The organism is Paenibacillus agricola (assembly GCF_011440305.1).
GTDB lineage: Bacteria > Bacillota > Bacilli > Paenibacillales > NBRC-103111 > Paenibacillus_S > Paenibacillus_S agricola.
Genome location: NZ_JAAOIW010000007.1, coordinates 320,076 through 336,905, shown reverse-complemented (window position 1 = coordinate 336,905; position 16,830 = coordinate 320,076). Strand labels below are relative to the sequence as shown.

Annotated in this window: 11 protein-coding genes and 1 pseudogene; 7 read left to right on the top strand and 5 right to left on the bottom strand. The window is 40.6% G+C overall.

Annotation, left to right across the window (positions count from 1 at the left end; genetic code table 11):
* Positions 1 to 95: 95 nt before the first annotated feature.
* Positions 96 to 677, bottom strand: a complete 582-nt coding sequence (locus G9U52_RS20560) for a polysaccharide deacetylase family protein (protein ID WP_166152501.1) — start codon at positions 675 to 677, stop codon at positions 96 to 98.
* A gap of 291 nt (positions 678 to 968) precedes the next feature.
* On the bottom strand, positions 969 to 1,685 hold the full coding sequence (locus G9U52_RS20555) for a glycosyltransferase family 2 protein (protein WP_279538688.1): 717 nt from the start codon (positions 1,683 to 1,685) through the stop codon (positions 969 to 971).
* A gap of 520 nt (positions 1,686 to 2,205) precedes the next feature.
* On the opposite strand from G9U52_RS20555, the gene G9U52_RS20545 reads away from it, so the two are divergent.
* The 6 genes from G9U52_RS20545 to G9U52_RS20520 all read left to right on the top strand — a co-directional run bounded on the left by G9U52_RS20545 (position 2,206) and on the right by G9U52_RS20520 (position 11,787).
* On the top strand, positions 2,206 to 2,490 hold the full coding sequence (locus G9U52_RS20545) for a hypothetical protein (RefSeq protein ID WP_207953098.1): 285 nt from the start codon (positions 2,206 to 2,208) through the stop codon (positions 2,488 to 2,490).
* Between the two features lie 195 nt (positions 2,491 to 2,685).
* On the top strand, positions 2,686 to 4,224 hold the full coding sequence (locus G9U52_RS20540) for a methyl-accepting chemotaxis protein (RefSeq protein ID WP_166152497.1): 1,539 nt from the start codon (positions 2,686 to 2,688) through the stop codon (positions 4,222 to 4,224).
* A 134-nt stretch (positions 4,225 to 4,358) separates the two neighbouring features.
* Positions 4,359 to 6,371 carry a methyl-accepting chemotaxis protein gene (locus G9U52_RS20535; protein WP_166152496.1) on the top strand — a complete coding sequence of 671 codons (2,013 nt, stop codon included), beginning with the start codon at positions 4,359 to 4,361 and terminating at the stop codon, positions 6,369 to 6,371.
* 286 nt (positions 6,372 to 6,657) lie between these two features.
* On the top strand, positions 6,658 to 8,781 hold the full coding sequence (locus tag G9U52_RS20530; RefSeq protein WP_166152495.1) for a methyl-accepting chemotaxis protein: 2,124 nt from the start codon (positions 6,658 to 6,660) through the stop codon (positions 8,779 to 8,781).
* Positions 8,782 to 9,329: 548 nt separating this feature from the next.
* Entirely contained in the window at positions 9,330 to 10,631 is a 1,302-nt protein-coding gene (locus G9U52_RS20525; protein ID WP_166152494.1) for a GntP family permease, read from the top strand.
* 19 nt (positions 10,632 to 10,650) lie between these two features.
* Positions 10,651 to 11,787: a glycerate kinase family protein gene (locus tag G9U52_RS20520; protein WP_207953097.1), complete on the top strand. Its 1,137-nt coding sequence runs from the start codon at positions 10,651 to 10,653 to the stop codon at positions 11,785 to 11,787.
* A 116-nt stretch (positions 11,788 to 11,903) separates the two neighbouring features.
* On the opposite strand, the gene G9U52_RS20515 is transcribed toward G9U52_RS20520, so the two are convergent.
* From G9U52_RS20515 to G9U52_RS41720, 3 genes and pseudogenes are all read right to left on the bottom strand, one after another.
* A complete protein-coding gene (locus tag G9U52_RS20515) occupies positions 11,904 to 12,950 on the bottom strand; it encodes a CdaR family transcriptional regulator (protein WP_166152493.1) in 1,047 nt (348 codons plus the stop codon).
* A 128-nt stretch (positions 12,951 to 13,078) separates the two neighbouring features.
* Positions 13,079 to 13,360: a hypothetical protein gene (locus G9U52_RS41725; protein WP_375790268.1), complete on the bottom strand. Its 282-nt coding sequence runs from the start codon at positions 13,358 to 13,360 to the stop codon at positions 13,079 to 13,081.
* A 96-nt stretch (positions 13,361 to 13,456) separates the two neighbouring features.
* Positions 13,457 to 13,789: pseudogene (locus G9U52_RS41720) on the bottom strand (Rpn family recombination-promoting nuclease/putative transposase); the annotation flags it as partial.
* A gap of 814 nt (positions 13,790 to 14,603) precedes the next feature.
* Here G9U52_RS41720 and G9U52_RS20505 point away from each other — a divergent pair.
* Positions 14,604 to 16,830 (top strand): immunoglobulin-like domain-containing protein (locus G9U52_RS20505; RefSeq protein ID WP_166152492.1); only part of this gene is annotated, 2,227 nt, incomplete at its 3' end.

Below are 16,830 nucleotides of genomic sequence, written 5' to 3'. Positions count from 1 at the left end.
GTGCTACTGCAACAGGCGTGATATAAGAATAAAAGGAAGGGGTCTTCATTACAATGAGGTTAATCGACTCCTTTCATCACTTAATAGGCTCTGTCTTATTTATGCAATAGCTTGGATACCTTAACGAATTGGTAATCTTTTTTTTGACACTCGATTAAAATCTTCTCGACTGCTGTTATGGTGTCCATACGATTTCCGCCGGCATCATGCATTAAAACAATGTCGCCATGTTTTAAATTACCCAATACGCTTTTTATAATTTTACGCACACCTGGGTTTCGATAATCAAAAGTTTCAATTGAACGCAGGATCATCTCGTATCCAAGCTTTTTGGCAGCTTTCAACACATTGTCATTATAGTACAAATACGGTGGGCGAAATAAAGTAGGACTCTGTCCTGTAACCGTTCGGATCATGAGGTCCATTATATATAATTCCTCATATATTTGCTGATAGTCTAGTTTCCTTAAGTTCGGATGGCTGTAAGTATGATTCCCTATCTCATGTCCCTCCGTTATAATTTGTTTTGCAATGTCAGGATATTGCTCTAGTTGTTTTCCTACAAGGAAAAAGGTTGCTTGTGCTTTATGTTGTTTTAATACGTTCAAGAGAAGCGGGGTGTGGGTTGGGTCCGGACCATCATCAAAAGTGAGTGCAATCGAAGCTCTATTAGTCATTCAACGCATTCCTTTCATAATTATTTTCGTCAGTGACATAGACTTTAACCTTATTTTTCGGACATTCTCTTAGGAAGGACATACTCGTTAATATTCACATGGAGAAAATCGATTTTATCACATAGTCTTTTACTGAACACCAATGTCACCCCTTTCACGCCCCATTCCTTCTCTAAGACGTATTTACTGCCCGATGTCTCAAATGGGTATGTTCTTGGTTTGGGTCAGGTCCGTCATCAAAGGTAAGAGCACCTTTTTTGTCGGATGTGAGATGTTTATGGATGAGATCATTCACCTTGTTTCGTTCCCACGTCGCCTTTTTTCGATGTATTCCTTGTAATTAGTCGTTTTACATAAGATCTTCGATTTCTTCATCAAATGATTGTTATTTACATCCCAGGTATGATACCTTTTGGAACTGCGCAAACATACATAATTTTTTTTGTCTGTGACGTAAATTTTATAGTTTTTCTCTATACATTTTTTTGAAAAAAAAGTATCTTCACCTCGGTTGATTTCGGGAAACTTCACTTTCTTGCCCACCTTTTTTTTGAATACCAGCGTAGAACCTTTGATTCCTCCTTCTTTCGTCAAAAATGTATTTACTTCCTTATTGTCTAAATGTAAGGCGAGTGTTTTCTCTTTCTTAAAATACATATAAACGGTTCTCTTACAGACCAGATCAGCCTTCTTTTTTTTCATAGCTTTCATTTGCTGCGAAAGATATTCAGGCGTGTAGTAATCATCATCATCCATTTTTGCGATCGTGTTATATTTGCAACGTTTAATTCCGTAATTCAGGCATTCCCCTAAGCTCACCTTACTCGGACGCTGATATATAGATACATCTTGGTAACCCTTGGCATTCTTCTGCCATTTGGTCAGGTCCATCCCATCCCGGTTCAAAATGATAATCAATTCTTTTTTTGTATAATCTTGACTCCCATAGTTTCGGAATACATTATCCATAAGATCTTCTCTTATCGTGCAGCATATGACAGAGATCATGTTTTCATCTCCTTATGCAGTCAGTATCAAAGATTTCGCCGACTGATTCGTATGTAATAGTATACTAACCGTTAGCGCTTCTGCGTGGACTAACTAGTCCACAGCTAACCTATTTCGAGCATTAAAGCCTCCGCTTTTGACATAGCAAAATCTCTAGTATTTTAAATGTTCGGAATCAAAATTACTCAGCGTCTTTAGGAGTTTACAAAGGAAGATGCAAATGTAGGTGTGGATCACATACATTTTTTTGGGAATAAGCTAACGCATAGTATGGAAGTTGCAAAGATAGCAAATGACTGATTCATATGGCGAGTTATTGATTGGTTAAAGGTAAGGAATTTGTTAACACATAACTACGGAACTGCGGAGACGGACTCTGAATTTGATAATATTTTCAAAGTAAATATGAGTTTTGATCATGAGGTAAATATGATCTTTATCAGTATCAGCGAGGTGGTGCCTTCCGTCCAATCAGCAACAGCAGAAACGGAAGACGGGATTCGGATCATTCATCACACCGGTGAAATGTTTGACGAGGTCCGTCAGGCCATCAGTCATTACCGAGCAAATCCAGACGGTTTCCGAACAATCACAGTCGATTACACTGGAGACCAGCACCATGGCGGAAGCTCTGCAGGACATTTCGTCCGTATCGGTTGAAGCTTCTTCTCCAACGCAAAATGTGGCGGCTGCGGCTCAGCAAACCTTGGCTTCCATGGAGGAGATTGCTTCCTATGCCGGGTCTTTAGCCACCATGGCCGAGGATCTTCAGGCATTAACCGGTAAATTTAAGCTTTACAAATAACCTAATACTATATATCCGGCCAAATTACCGTTGAGGGGTTACGGTGAATCGTAAAAAACTCACATTTTGTACACTTATTAAGTTACATTTTCTTTGTAATTTGTCGATAACTATTTTAGACATACTATTTTTTGTGTGGTTTAAAAAGGAAATTAAGAAGATTAGAATAGTCATCATAGTGAAGGAGAACAGCCAATGATCTTCAAATCGGGTAAGAAAGGCAATACATCATTTGTTGAAAGCGGCAAGGCTGAATTAGTATGGTTGAATGAATTTGAAAATTACGTTGAATTACTAGAACAAAATAAGGAAAATGATTATATTTTAGCGAAAGGGCAAGGTGCAGCATTTGAAGGATTCAAGATATTAACGGATCGAGTATCAACTGTGCTTCACCGACGGGAAGAAAGTCCCATTTTGCGCTTGAATATGGTTACAGAAGCGATAGAAGTAGGATTATGGGAGATGGATGTTGTTGCCGGTGATCCAGTAAATACTGCCAATGTATTTCGCTGGTCTAATGAAATAAGACAGATGCTTGGATTTAAGGATGAAAATGATTTTCCTAATTTGCTAGAAAGTTGGTCCAATACACTTCATCCTGAAGAAAAACAAAACGTGCTTCAATGTTTTGCAGATCATATGTTAGATGTTACAGGTCAGACTAAATATGACATAGAATATCGTTTGCTAACTAAAGCAGGAGAGTACAGATGGTTTAAGGCTACAGGAACAACATTTCGTGAAGCCGATGGTACCCCAGTAATGGTAGCCGGGGCTCTATTTGATATTCATGATAAAAGAATAAAAGATGACCAACTTAATGCTTTAATTGAACGATATGATCTTGTGAATCGTGCTATGGTTGAAGCACCATGGGATTTGAAAGTTATTGCTGGGGATCCAGTAAATCCAGATAATGAATTTTGGTGGTCTGATCAGTTTAGAAAAACACTTGGTTTTGAAGGTGAACATGAATTCCCAAACAAGATGAGTAGCTGGATTAATCAATTGCATCCAGAAGATCGCGAGCCAACGCTAGATACTTTTGTTAATCATTTACTTAATGAACCAGATAAAACAGAGTACGTATTAAAGTATCGTTTGGCGTCCAAGTCTGGTGAATACCGCTGGTATTATGCAGGAGGAGCAACTGTACGCGATGAAGCGGGTCTGCCACTGCGTGTAGCTGGGACAATTAGAGATATTACTCATGAAGTGAATAAAGATGAAATTATCCGTTTGGTGAATACTCAGATGCAAGGATTATTCGAAGCAATTAATGATATTGTTCGAGGAATCGTAAGCGTCACAGAACAAGCTCAAGATATAGCTTCTGTACAAGAACAATCTTATCAGACTGCTATGGATGTTAAATCTAAGACAGATGAAACAAGGACAATTACAACGTTAATTAAAGAAGTTGCTGATCAATCCAGCCTCCTTGGCCTAAATGCCTCAATAGAAGCGGCTCGTGCTGGAGAAGTTGGTAGAGGGTTTGCGGTTGTAGCCAATGAGGTCAGAAAACTAGCTGAGCATAGTAAAGCAGCTTCTGTGAATATTGAAAGAACAATGCAAGATATGAAGCAAAATATTGATCAAATTATTCAAACCATCTCAAGTATGTCTTCGTTAACACAAGCGCAAGCCGCGTTGACCGAAGAAATTAATGCTTCTGTAGAGGAATTAAGCACTATGTCAGAGGAATTAATGGGTATTTTAGAGAAACTATAAAGGTGCCGTTCGAATTTCCGCCCTTTAAAACGAGTGGACTCGGGCATCCTATTGCCATCTTTCACGAATCCCGCAACATCTTAGAATAATAGATAAATATTCACAGTTATCTAACACAATAAAGGAGTGCACAGATGGGAATTATGAAAAGTGGTTTGGTAAAAGGCACAGGTTCAATTAATTTAAAAAGTATCAAATCAAAACTGATTTTATCTTTTACGGCAGTATTATTAATACCGAGTCTGGTGGTTGGGCTCACCGCTTATAATGCGGCCAAGTCAAAAGTGGAAGAACAAATGTCTAAGGCGGCTCAATCCAATGTACAACTGTTCGATCGGTACATAAGCGAAACAATCTCTCAAACAGTACTTGATGCGGAACACATAGCCAATAGCATAACACCGGATATGTACGAAGGTGGAGATAAGGCCAAGGCTTACGAAGTAATAAAAGCGTATAAGGCTTTGCATCCAGAAATAGATGCAGTATTATTGGGGACAAAAGATGGCAGGTTCTTCCGGGAGCCTAATCAAGTTGCAGCCGGATTTGACCCTCGTACAAGACCATGGTTCATACAAGGTTTTGAAAACGCAGGAAAAGCTATCTTAATGGCCCCATCCAAATCAGCTAATACGGGTGGTCAAGTGGTTATTGCCGTGAAAACTACTAAAGATCAATCAGGGGTTTTTGGTATACAAATCGACCTTAATCAATTATCCAAAAGTCTTGAGGATATTAAGATAGGCAATAATGGCTATATACAAATTACTGACCAAGCGAAGATTATGATTGCTGCCTCCAAAAATATCGTAAATCCAGGGGAAGAATATAAAGGTGGTGCAGCTGAAGCATTGTATTCGTCTGATTCTGGAGTATTCAGGTATACATCCACGGAGAGCTCGGAAGATGAAATTGCTTACTATGTTACAAACAAATTCACGGGTTGGAAAATAGCTGGAATTCTTGTCGATCAAGAAATTCAAGACGAAGTCAACGGAATTCTGTATACCACCTTAATAGTTTTGGTTATAGCTATAGCGGTCGGTGTATTAATCATGTTATTCATAATCAGAAGTATCAATAAACCGTTGAGTGAACTAATGCATCTGTCAAAAGCTATTAGTGGCGGCGATCTAACGCAACCTATCATTCTTAATACTAAAGACGAGTTCGGTGATCTAGGCAGCAGTTTCGAGAAAATGAGATTGTCACTTCGCAAGCTAATTCATGAAGTCGGGGATACTTCAAGCCAATTGGCGGCTGCTTCCGAACAACTTAGCGCAAGCGCCGAAGAAACATCAGAATCAACCGCACATGTCGCTGAATCCTTGCAGGGAATGGCCGCAGGGGCCGAACAACAGCTGGGCAGTGTAGCAAGTAGCGGTACTATAATTGGCGGCATATCATCCAGTGTGCAGGAAATCAGTGCAAATCTTAATCTGTTGAGTGCTAATGCCAATACCTCCTTAACAAGATCCAAAGAAGGTGGAGACTCCGTTGCAGCCGTAATACAGCAAATGGAATCTATTGCGGCAAATGTTGATAATCTATCAAAGGATGTAAAGGAGCTTGGCTCTAAGTCGACCGAGATAGGTAACATCATTAAGGTTATTACTGAGATAGCAACACAAACAAATTTGCTTTCTTTAAATGCTGCAATCGAAGCTGCGAGAGCTGGCGAGCACGGTCAAGGATTTGCTGTCGTTGCTTCAGAGGTAAGAAAACTTGCAGAAGATACGGCGAATTCGGCCAAAAAAATCTCGCAATTGGTTTCTGACACACAATTAGTAGCTAACAGAACAGTTACCGCTGTTGTCGGCACGTCCAAAGAAGTTGGTAACGGTCTCGGCTTAGTTAGGCATACTGGACAATTATTTGTTAATATTCAAAATTCGATATCAGAAGTTGACAAGCAGACGATGCAGGTACATACCAATGCACAAGAGATTTCTATAGCGGTAGAAAATATGGTTCAATCGTTTGAAACCATCACGGAGATAGCAATAGCTTCTTCAGATAATGCTCAAACCATTTCAGCAGCTTCTCAACAACAGCTTGCATCAATGGAAGAGGTTACAGCTAACGCTGAGTCCTTATCGAAAATGGCAGAGGTTCTGCAGTCGTTGATCGATCGTTTTAAGGTTTAGCCTCCAAAATTAGTAAAAGGGCACTTACAGAACATCAAACAACCAGTCTTCTGCTAATAGAAGGCTAGTTGTTTGATGTTCTGTTATGACTAATCTAACAACCGTAAAATCCGGATGGAGAATGGACAAGAAAAGGAAAATGCTAAATATTTGGCTAGCCGCGGCATTGCATCCATATTCAATTAAATGTAGAGCGCTAACCATTCAGGTGGCGTTCTTATTCTGTCTTTAAGGCTTTGGAAATAAAACATTAGAGAAAATACACAATACAAAGGGTGAGGAACGTATGCTAGACAAAATGCTGAGTCCATTTACTTCAATCATTTCGAGGTTAAAATATGGACAAAAATTTATGCTGATCAGTGTGCTATTTATGATTCCAGTTGTGATCCTTCTATACATTTGGACCTCGACACAGCAAGTTGAAATAAAACTTATCAAAAGCGAACAAGTTGGTGTGGAGCAGGTCAGTGAAATGATGCCTTTCATGCTACAAGTACAACAGCATCGCGGGCTTGTAAATGGTTACTTGAATGGAAATAGAGAAGCAAAGGCTCAAATTGAAGCGAAGCAACAAGAACTTACTCAATCGATTGAACAAGTTGAAACTAATTTTCAGAAGAAAAGCCTCCCTCAATCCTACGAAAAATGGGTTTCCGCCAAGAGAGAATGGGATGTCATACATAGTGCTTATGAAAGCTTAAAGGCATCAGATAGTTTTGATCGCCATTCAAATCTGGTGAAACAGGTAGAAGAGCTTATAGTTAGCGGTGCCGATGAGTCCGGTTTATCGCTTGATAGTGAAATTAACTCCTATTACATGATGAAATTGATCGTACAGGAATTGCCTGCTTTGATCGAAAGCTCCGCTATTATCCGTGGGCGTGGTAATGGAGTTCTTGCATCGAGAACACTGACGGATGAGATCAAAACTCAGTTGCTTCTAGAATCATCTAAGAGTAAGGCTGCTCTAGCCAATCTAAACAAGTCGCTTGCCAAAATTGCGGAATTCAATAGCTCCATTAATGGGGAACTGCTTAAGAAAGTAGAGCAAGCTGCACAAAACATTCAGAACTACCTCGGTTTGCTTGATCAAGAAATCTTAAACAAGCAAGGGATGAGCATGAATCCCGATACTTTTTTTGCTGAGGGAACGGCTGCGATCGCAACAGCAGCTGAGGTATTCCAGCTTGCCACAACAGAATTAGATCACACGCTTCAGGAGCGTATCAATGATTCTACTGCTACGCGTAATATAACATTATTGATTACGGCTGCAGTTTTGATATTAGTAGCCATATTTTATGTAGCATTCTATAAAAGTGTTATGGAAACAGTAAGTGCCTTAAAGCAACGAGCGGAGGCCATGGCAAAGGGCGACTTCTCTCAGGATATCGTATTGAATACTAAGGATGAGCTACAGCTTGTAGGGATTGCCTTTAATGAAATGCAAAGATCGATGAATCGCGTGCTAAGCAACAATCAAAAAATTGCTGCAGCCACATTTCAATCCTCCTGGCAGCTAACTGAAATCTCACATGAATCTACAATGGCTATGCAGCAAGTGGCCGGTTCTGTACAGGGAGTATCGGAAGGGACAACTGCACAAAAGAGAACTACAGCTGAAACGGCAACCACAATGAATGAGATGTCGATAGGTGTTTTGCGAATTGCTGAAGCGGCGTCTGAAGTTGCTATTGTTGCCATGCGCGCGAATGAACATGCGGAGCTTGGGAATCAGCAGCTGGTAGAAACAGTGAATCAAATGGCAAATATTAAGAAGACGCAGGTTGAGTCTTCTCAGATTGTAGCTAAGCTCGATGAGCATTCGGCGCGTATTAGTCAAATTATTAAGGCAATTATGGATGTTGCGAAACAAACAAAGCTGCTTGCCCTGAATGCGAATATCGAAGCAGCGCGTGAAGGAGAGCATGGTCGTGGATTTGGTGTAGTTGCACGAGAGGTAGGAAAACTTGCCGAAGAAACATCAAGATCTGGGGAGTCCATTTCGGACCTGTTAAATGTTATTCGATCTCTAGTTGGAGATACGGTATCCGCTATGGATTCGATGCAAACCGAGACGAATGTGGGTATGGAATCGATTGAACGCTCTAAAGTGGCGATTAAGGGCATTCTTAGTGATATCAAGCTAGTAAGTGAACAGATTCAGGAAGTATCCGCAACCTCTGAAGAAATGTCAGCTGAAATGGAGGAAATAACAGCCTCTATTGCAGAAATATCCGATATTTCTCATAAGACATCGAATGAAGCTGAGACCATGGCTGCAGCTGCAGAAGAACAACTAGCTTCCATGGAGCAAATCCAAAGTTCTGCCGAGGAGCTAAAGGATATGTCCCAGCAATTGCAGGATGACCTGAGCAAGTTTGTATTGCAAGATCTGACGGTCTGACAAGGTGTCATAGGAATTGTGTGGATAAAAATCATAATCATATTGAAGATATAGAGCGCGTACCTAATTAGGTAGCGCTCTTAGTTTTATTTTTTGGAAATAGTAAATGAGATTTTTTAAAGTGAAGGGGGGCAGAACCAGTTCAAATAGATGACTGGTGCTGTCTTGATTTTAATCCTAATTATTAACAATAGAGAAATCACCAACTACTTTATTACGTTAGAGTGGTTTTTCATTCTTTTAATAGAGTAATGGTGTAATTGAAACTTATAGACGGGTAGTTTCTGTAGTTAATCACATTCCGCTAAACCGCTAACATAGAAAATGGAGCTTTGGTTAACATATTGCTCTAGCGATGGAGCCAACAAGAATCAATCTTGCAGGTTTATCTACATCTTTTTTTTGTGCATATGCACAGATATGTTCGTTGGTTTATCAATTGTTGCAAAGGCAGTTCACAATTATAATGAAACCGTGTTCAAAACATTGATTAACGAAAAAAATCAATAAAATAAGAGCATATTCTAACATCTAGGGGATGACATAATATGACAGCAGGAATGGATATTAGCTGGATTGGAGCATTAGCTGGTTTAGCTCTTGCAATCGTTTTAATTTTGCTTAGACAAGCTCCCACGTATGCCTTAATTTTAGGAGCAATTGTTGGAGGATTTATAGGTGGAGCTAATTTCTCAGAGGTTCTTAGCATTCTAATTTCGGGTACACAAAGTGTTCAAGGAACAGTCATTCGTATTATTGCAGCTGGTGTTTTTGCGGGTGTTATGATGGAATCCGGAGCTGCGGAGACGATCGCCAAAGTTATTGTAGATAAACTTGGTGGTACAAAAGCAATGCTATCACTAGCTTTAGCTACAATGGTCATTACTGCGGTAGGTGTTTTTATTCCAGTAGCCGTTTTAATCGTTGCACCAATCGCACTTACTGTAGGTCATAAAATGGGTTATTCTAAAATAGCAATTCTTGTGGCGCTATCTGGTGGTGGTAAAGCGGGTAACATTATTTCGCCCAATCCCAATACAATTGCCGCAGCAGGTGGATTTGATTTAGATGTGAATCAGGTGATGCTAGGTGGTATTGTACCTGCGATTTCCGGGTTACTTGTAGCCGTATTGTTAGCATCAGCTTTAAAATACAAGGGAACAAAGATAACAGATGAAGACACAAAAGAATTAGAAAAAAATAGTGTTGAGAATTTGCCTACATTATCTAAAGCATTAATAGCTCCAGTCATTGCGATTGTTCTACTTATGGTTAGTCCGATTGGTGCGATCTTAAATATAGATTTTCTTGAAGCGATCAAAATCGATTCCTTATTTATTTTGCCATTTGCCGGTTTATTAGGTTCTGTAGTTTTAGGAAAGTCAAAACAGATTACGAGTTATTGTACAGCCGGATTAAATCGTATGACACCAACGATTCTGATTATTATTGGTGCGGGTGCAATTGGTGGTCTGATCACAGCTTCTACCTTACCTACTGAAGTGGTTAATCTTGTAGAGGCATTAGGTATTTCTGGTACATTCCTTGCACCAATTGCAGGTATGTTAATGGCTGCAGCAACAGCATCTACATCAACAGGTGTTATTCTTGCAACAGGTTCATTCTCAAGTGCGATCTTGAATACGGGTGTGACGCCATTATCAGCTGCTGTTATGACACATGCGAGTGCTACAGTACTTGATCATCTGCCACATGGTACGTATTTCCACGTTACACGTAATGCGATGGGCATGAGTATGAAAGATCGTATGAAAGTTGCACTTTATGAGTGTTTAGTCGGTTTAACGATGACGATTGTAGCGATCATTTTATTTGGATTTATCTTATAGAATCGGAGGGAATTGAATTATGGGGAAATTATTCATGGTGGCACCTGACTCCTTTAAAGAAAGTATGACAGCTAAAGAAGTATGTGAAGCAATGGAGATCGGTATTAGAAGAGCTATACCTGATGCATCATTTATTCATGTACCGATGGCAGATGGTGGAGAAGGTACGGTTCAGTCTTTAGTGGATGCAACGGGTGGAGTGTTGATTCAAAAGGAAGTAACAGGACCGCTTGGTGTTACTGTACAAGCTCATTATGGTATTTTGGGAGACGGAAAAACTGCTGTCATTGAAATGGCATCAGCTAGTGGTATACATCATGTTACGAAAGAAACCAAAAATCCATTAATTACGACTACCTTAGGCACAGGAGAATTGATTAAGGCATGTATTGAGAACGGCATTACAGATATTATCCTAGGTATTGGCGGTAGTGCAACGAACGATGCTGGTACAGGCATGGCTAAAGCTCTTGGTTATAAATTTTTAGATAAGCAAGGAAACGAGCTTCAGCTTGGTGGTGGATTTTTGGGCGAGCTAGATAAAATCGAAACGTCGAACATCATTCCGCAACTAAAAGAGATTAATATTATTATTGCATCGGACGTAACAAATCCTTTATGTGGTGAACATGGAGCTTCTGTAGTATTTGGACCGCAAAAGGGCGCAACACCTGAAATGGTCGAGTTATTGGATGCCAATTTAAGACACTTTAGTCAAATTGTTGAGCAGCAACTTGGTATTGAAGTCGCAAATGTACCTGGTGCAGGTGGTGCAGGTGGACTGGGTGCAGGATTAATAGCTTTTACTAACTCTCGAATGAAGAGAGGGGTAGAAATCGTTATTGAATACACCGAATTGGAAGCAAAAATGAAAAATGTAGACTATTGCTTCACAGGTGAAGGTGGCATAGATTTTCAGACTAAATTCGGTAAAACACCATATGGTGTCGCACAAGTCGCGAAGAGTGTGAATGAGCAGATCAAGGTAATTGCTTTAGCTGGTCATATAGGTAGGGATGTAGAGAGTTTATATGAACATGGCTTTGACGCTATCTTTGGAATAGTTCCTGGAGCTGCAGATCTAGAAACCTTATTGGTTAATGGTAAGGAGAATGTGGCACGTACAGCAGAGAGCGTTGCTCGATTGTTAGCATAAGAGCAAAAGGATGCTCCCGCACAAGGCACAAGGGAGCATCCTTTTTATGGTGCGCCCAGCATGGGCGCTATCTTGGGTTCAAGTCCCAATCCCTAGGTGGTGTGAGAGATCGGGAGTTAATCACTCCCTCCTCTTGATTTCATATGATGAATGAGCATGAAGATTAGCTCGATGCGATCTAATAGGTTTTTTGGATCTTTACCTGTAATTGAATGTATTTTATTTAAACGGTAACTCAGTGTATTGCGATGAATCATGAGTTGACTAGCCGTTTCATTCAAATTTAGATTACAGTTTAGATAGATCTGCAGTGTATTAATCATTTCCTCGTCTAGTTTCAATAATTGTGAAGCATGATCAATTTGAGTGCTACTCTTTAGTGACGTCAACATATCTGCGGTAAGCTCACAATTGGAGTAGTAGATGAGCCGTTCATCCATATTTAGCCCTTTTAAAATACGCATGGCTGATTTGGCTTGTAAGAAGCCCTCGGCGATGGTGTCATTCCATTTACTAACGGATAGAAAAGCTTTTGTATTTTTCATTCTAATCGCTTGTATGATGCTGTTCAGTTGATTATCATCCTGAATGACGACACATAGCGAATATGCTGATATTTTAAAAGTCGATACACAGTTAGTTACATACTCAGAAATTTTAGTAGGTGAATCTACATAGAGCACTTGAGATGGTTTGGTGAGCTCAATCTCGTATTGCAGTGCACGATGAATAAATTCGTTCGTATAGTGGATATCGGTGTTAATCATAAGATGAAAAAAATCCTGTTTTAAGCCGTGCTTCGAAGTTTCCTTTTCTGAAGCAATGCTTTGGTTAATTAATAAAATAACAGCAGATTTTAAAAGGTTACCGAAGGGTCTAGTTTCAGCTACCTCGCCACTAATTCCAACTACCCCAACAATTTCACCATTCAAATCAATCGGCACATTAATGCCCTTTTTGACAAACTCTTCATCTTCATATATTTCTATGGTATGACCCTGTTGAATAGCCTTTACGGCTCCATGGTGGACTGAGCCTATTCTTTTTGGATTTCCACTGCCGATAATGATTCCAGTATGATTCATAATATTAAGATTGTAAGGGATATCCTTCATCATTCGATCAACAATGGTTTGAGCTTGGGCTTTTGTTAATTTATACATAACAGTTCTCCTAAATGATACCGTACAGCAAATTTCCCTTCAGTATTTTGAAAGGTATAAGGTATTATTAATCCTTTCCAAATTTCACTAACAACAAACTACAGTAAGAAATAAGATTGAACATTCCCTTATTCTACATCAATATTAATAAATAGGAGAAAAACATCGAAAAATAAATTGAACTCCGTATGACCATCAATGCCGCGGAGCTGCGCAGTTTCGTCGATAGCCTCGTTACGGTGAACCTTACCATAAATGAGGCGAATTTTTTGGGTATGAAGCCTTGCGGGGCGTGGTAAGTTGCCCCCGAGGCTTGGTTTCTTTAGAGACTCAATTTCTGAAACAGACAGTCCTGAGGCTATAGCGATAATAGAAGTCTCAACAACAAGTGCTAATAGCTCTACGGTCATCGCAATGGCTTTCTTTCCCCTTCTGCCAATGCTCCTTCAATCATGGACCCTTCATCGTGTAGATACTTTTGTCTGTCCTCGTACAACCGGCGTGCCTCTGTATGATTGGCCTTCCTGCAATTGTCCGCTGTAAAGCTTGCTCCAATAGAACAGCGTCCGCTTCTCGGTGTCGTATTTATTGAATAACTGCATTTCTACATTAATCAGTTCACCTGCTGCGGTCTTGCCGCGAATATCCAGGATCGATTGCTTATCCAGAGGAGCATCTTTCTCTGTATAGGGATTGAGCAGAATGATCTGCGTCAACTGTGGCTTTCCGGCTTCCACGAATGTTCTATTGAGGAAAGCCAGTAAGACATCGTGATTTTCATCGCTACCGAAAATACGCTTAAACAAGAAGTCGTTTCGAGGGTCAAGTAATTCGGACAATTGGAAGCTGATCCACAGTTCTTTGCCTTGACTGTCTATGGAATAATATCCTTTCCAGAACTTAGGGAGGAACGTTTCCTTCCCAATACCCAAGTCGCTACGGCGTCCTAATAGCTCGCCGTATTTGCGTTTTCCTTTTGTAACGTAATACTTAATCGTATCGTCACTTCCAATAGTCAGGGAGTTGTCCCTCCACACCTGAATGCTGTCCAGGTCAATTCTTAGGAACTCGGCTAGGGCTTCCAATTTTTCGATAGGATAGAAGGTTATCATTCATACGTTTTAAATTGTATATCGCAAGCTCAAATAGAAGTCCCCTGATAAAGTTTATGAAAGGTTCGTCAGAGCGTTTTTATTAATTCCAGTTGAAGTATTTAAAGAATGTGGTAGTTATGAAACTGTAATGATTCCATTCATACAAATGTTTACTGTTTTTATTACTACAGACGTGACTTAAGTCATGTAAGTTAGAGGAAGAGTGTCGGAAAATGGCGAAAATACTGCTTTGCTAGTGAATTAGATCATCTATTTAAGGTCTTTTAATTGAATTATACTTAGAAGGTATAATTTTTTTTGTTTATCGATGGTTAGGTGGGATTTTATATTTACATGATGTCATAAGGCGTAGGTCCTTTCATTTAGGAGGCGCAATAATTTTATAACACAGCGGGACCTTATTGTTGTGCTTCTCCAATAAAGCCCACTGCTTGGGTTCCGTGCGAACATTTGTCGATAAATGTAGAAATGAGGGCTCTTTTTTTTACAATTTGGTCTTTTGAGATAAGTAAGTTGAAGATTTAAAGGAGGAAATGGAATGCGTTTTAATTTAAAAAAAGGAATGTCTATCATCTTAGTGATATTGATGGTATTAGGTGGATTGAATGGGCTGCTTATTGGGGGAGATAAAGTGTATGCAGCGGTAGCTTTCGCTGGAGGAACAGGTACCATAGCTGATCCTTATCAAATTGCAACTGCTGCTCAGCTCAATGAGCTCAGGAATCATTTACAAGATGGTGACAATAACTACAAGCTGATAGCAGATATTGATTTGAGTACTTATTCAACCGGGTCAGGCTGGGCACCTATAGGTAATACTGGCGGCAACGGGTCAGGAATATTTATAGGAAACTTGGACGGTAATGGTTTTAAAATCATGAATCTAAAGATTAATAGAACCACAACGGATAATGTAGGTCTATTCGCAATAATTGCTTATAGTGAGATGAAAAATATAATTCTTGAAAATATTTCTGTCAAAGGTAGAGCAATAACAGGCGGCTTGGTGGGAAATAACCAGGGAACAATCAGCAACAGCTCCGTCACAGGGAGTGTTACCGGAAAAGCAAACTCTGGCGGTATAGTGGGACTAAACCTGAGTACAATCGTGAACAGCTACGCGGCAGTAAGTGTGAGCGGGACATCCGAAGTGGGCGGCTTGGCCGGATATAGTCAAGAAGCCATCAGTAACAGCTATGCCACAGGAAGTGTGAGTGGAACATACAATGTAGGTGGCTTGGTAGGATCAAATGCTTATATAATCAGCAAAAGCTATGCCACAGGAAGAGTGAGTGGGACATCCGATATAGGCGGCTTGGTAGGAGGTAACAGTGTTGGAACAGTGAACAACAGCTTCTACGACAAGAATACAACAAGGCAGGTAGATACAGGAAAAGGTACTGGTAAAACATCCTCAGAAATGAAGCAAATAACCACATATACCGATGCAGGTTGGGACTTGTCGGGCAGATGGGCAATAAATGCATTGCGAAATAACGGATATCCCACTTTACAAGGTGTACAAATCTATGTGACCTATGACGGCAATGGAAACACCGAAGGGGTCACACCATTCGACAGCAGCACCTACTTGAAGAGAGCAACTGTAAGCGTTTATGGGAATACAGGCGGTTTAATCAATTCGGGCTACTCATTTGCAGGATGGAACACATTAGCAGACGGAAGCGGTATAACCTATTTGGCGGCAGAGACATTTACGATAACATTGAGTAAGACACTTTACGCGAAATGGATGAGTACGGCTGCAACGTTAACCTCGGTAATTGGAACCATTAGTACAGGCAGAACAATGAATGAAACCATAACGGACATTCCATATGCAACGACGCTAGCTGCATTGAAGACAGCGATCACGCCTGCAGCGAATGCAATATTTGAAGTTTACGATGCTGACGGAGTAACCCCAGCTACAACTTTGACAACAGGCAAGAAGGTCATTGTTACAGCACAGGATAGAATAACGAAGGTCACCTATACTTTAACAGTAAAATCGGCACCGGACATCACGTTGCCGGTCATTACATTGACAGGAAATCCGAGGGTTAACCTGACCCCTGGAGCCAGTTACACGGATGCGGGCGCAACGGCATTGGATAATATCGACGGAGATTTAACGAGCCGTATCGTGGTGACGGTTAGCAATACGATGAACTTGGGAACCACGCTAGATACAGCGGTAGGTGGGACGTATACGTACCACTACAATGTAAGTGATACGGCAGGCAATGCGGCTGCAGAAGTAACGCGAAGTGTAGTAGTAGCCATACCGGATATCACGTTGCCGGTAATAACATTGAACGGAAATGCAACGGTAAACTTGACCCATGGAGCCAGTTACATGGATGCGGGTGCAACGGCATTGGATAATATCGATGGAGATTTAACGAGCCGTATCGTGGTGACGGTTAGCAATACGATGAACTTGGGAACCACACTAGATACAGCGGTAGCAGGGACGTATACGTTCCACTACAATGTAAGTGATACGGCAGGCAATGCGGCTGCAGAAGTAACGCGAAGTGTAGTAGTAGCCATACCGGATATCACGCTGCCGGTAATAACATTGAACGGAAATCCGAGGGTTAGCCTGACCCATGGAGCCGGTTACACGGATGCGGGCGCAACGGCATTGGATAATATCGATGGAAATTTAACGAGCCGTATCGTGGTGACGGTTAGCAATACGATGAACTTGGGAACCACACTAGATACAGCGGTAGGTGGGACGTATACGTACCACTACA

What these genes read in the sequence shown, in the direction of transcription:
- G9U52_RS20555 (WP_279538688.1), bottom strand. Translation starts at nt 1,685, where the DNA reads ATGATCTCTGTCATATGCTGCACGATAAGAGAAGATCTTATGGATAAT.
- G9U52_RS20530 (WP_166152495.1), top strand. Translation starts at nt 6,658, where the DNA reads ATGCTAGACAAAATGCTGAGTCCATTTACTTCAATCATTTCGAGGTTA.
- G9U52_RS20520 (WP_207953097.1), top strand. Translation starts at nt 10,651, where the DNA reads ATGGGGAAATTATTCATGGTGGCACCTGACTCCTTTAAAGAAAGTATG.
- G9U52_RS20540 (WP_166152497.1), top strand. Translation starts at nt 2,686, where the DNA reads ATGATCTTCAAATCGGGTAAGAAAGGCAATACATCATTTGTTGAAAGC.
- G9U52_RS20525 (WP_166152494.1), top strand. Translation starts at nt 9,330, where the DNA reads ATGACAGCAGGAATGGATATTAGCTGGATTGGAGCATTAGCTGGTTTA.
- G9U52_RS20535 (WP_166152496.1), top strand. Translation starts at nt 4,359, where the DNA reads ATGGGAATTATGAAAAGTGGTTTGGTAAAAGGCACAGGTTCAATTAAT.
- G9U52_RS41725 (WP_375790268.1), bottom strand. Translation starts at nt 13,360, where the DNA reads ATGACCGTAGAGCTATTAGCACTTGTTGTTGAGACTTCTATTATCGCT.
- G9U52_RS20515 (WP_166152493.1), bottom strand. Translation starts at nt 12,950, where the DNA reads ATGTATAAATTAACAAAAGCCCAAGCTCAAACCATTGTTGATCGAATG.
- G9U52_RS20560 (WP_166152501.1), bottom strand. Translation starts at nt 677, where the DNA reads ATGACTAATAGAGCTTCGATTGCACTCACTTTTGATGATGGTCCGGAC.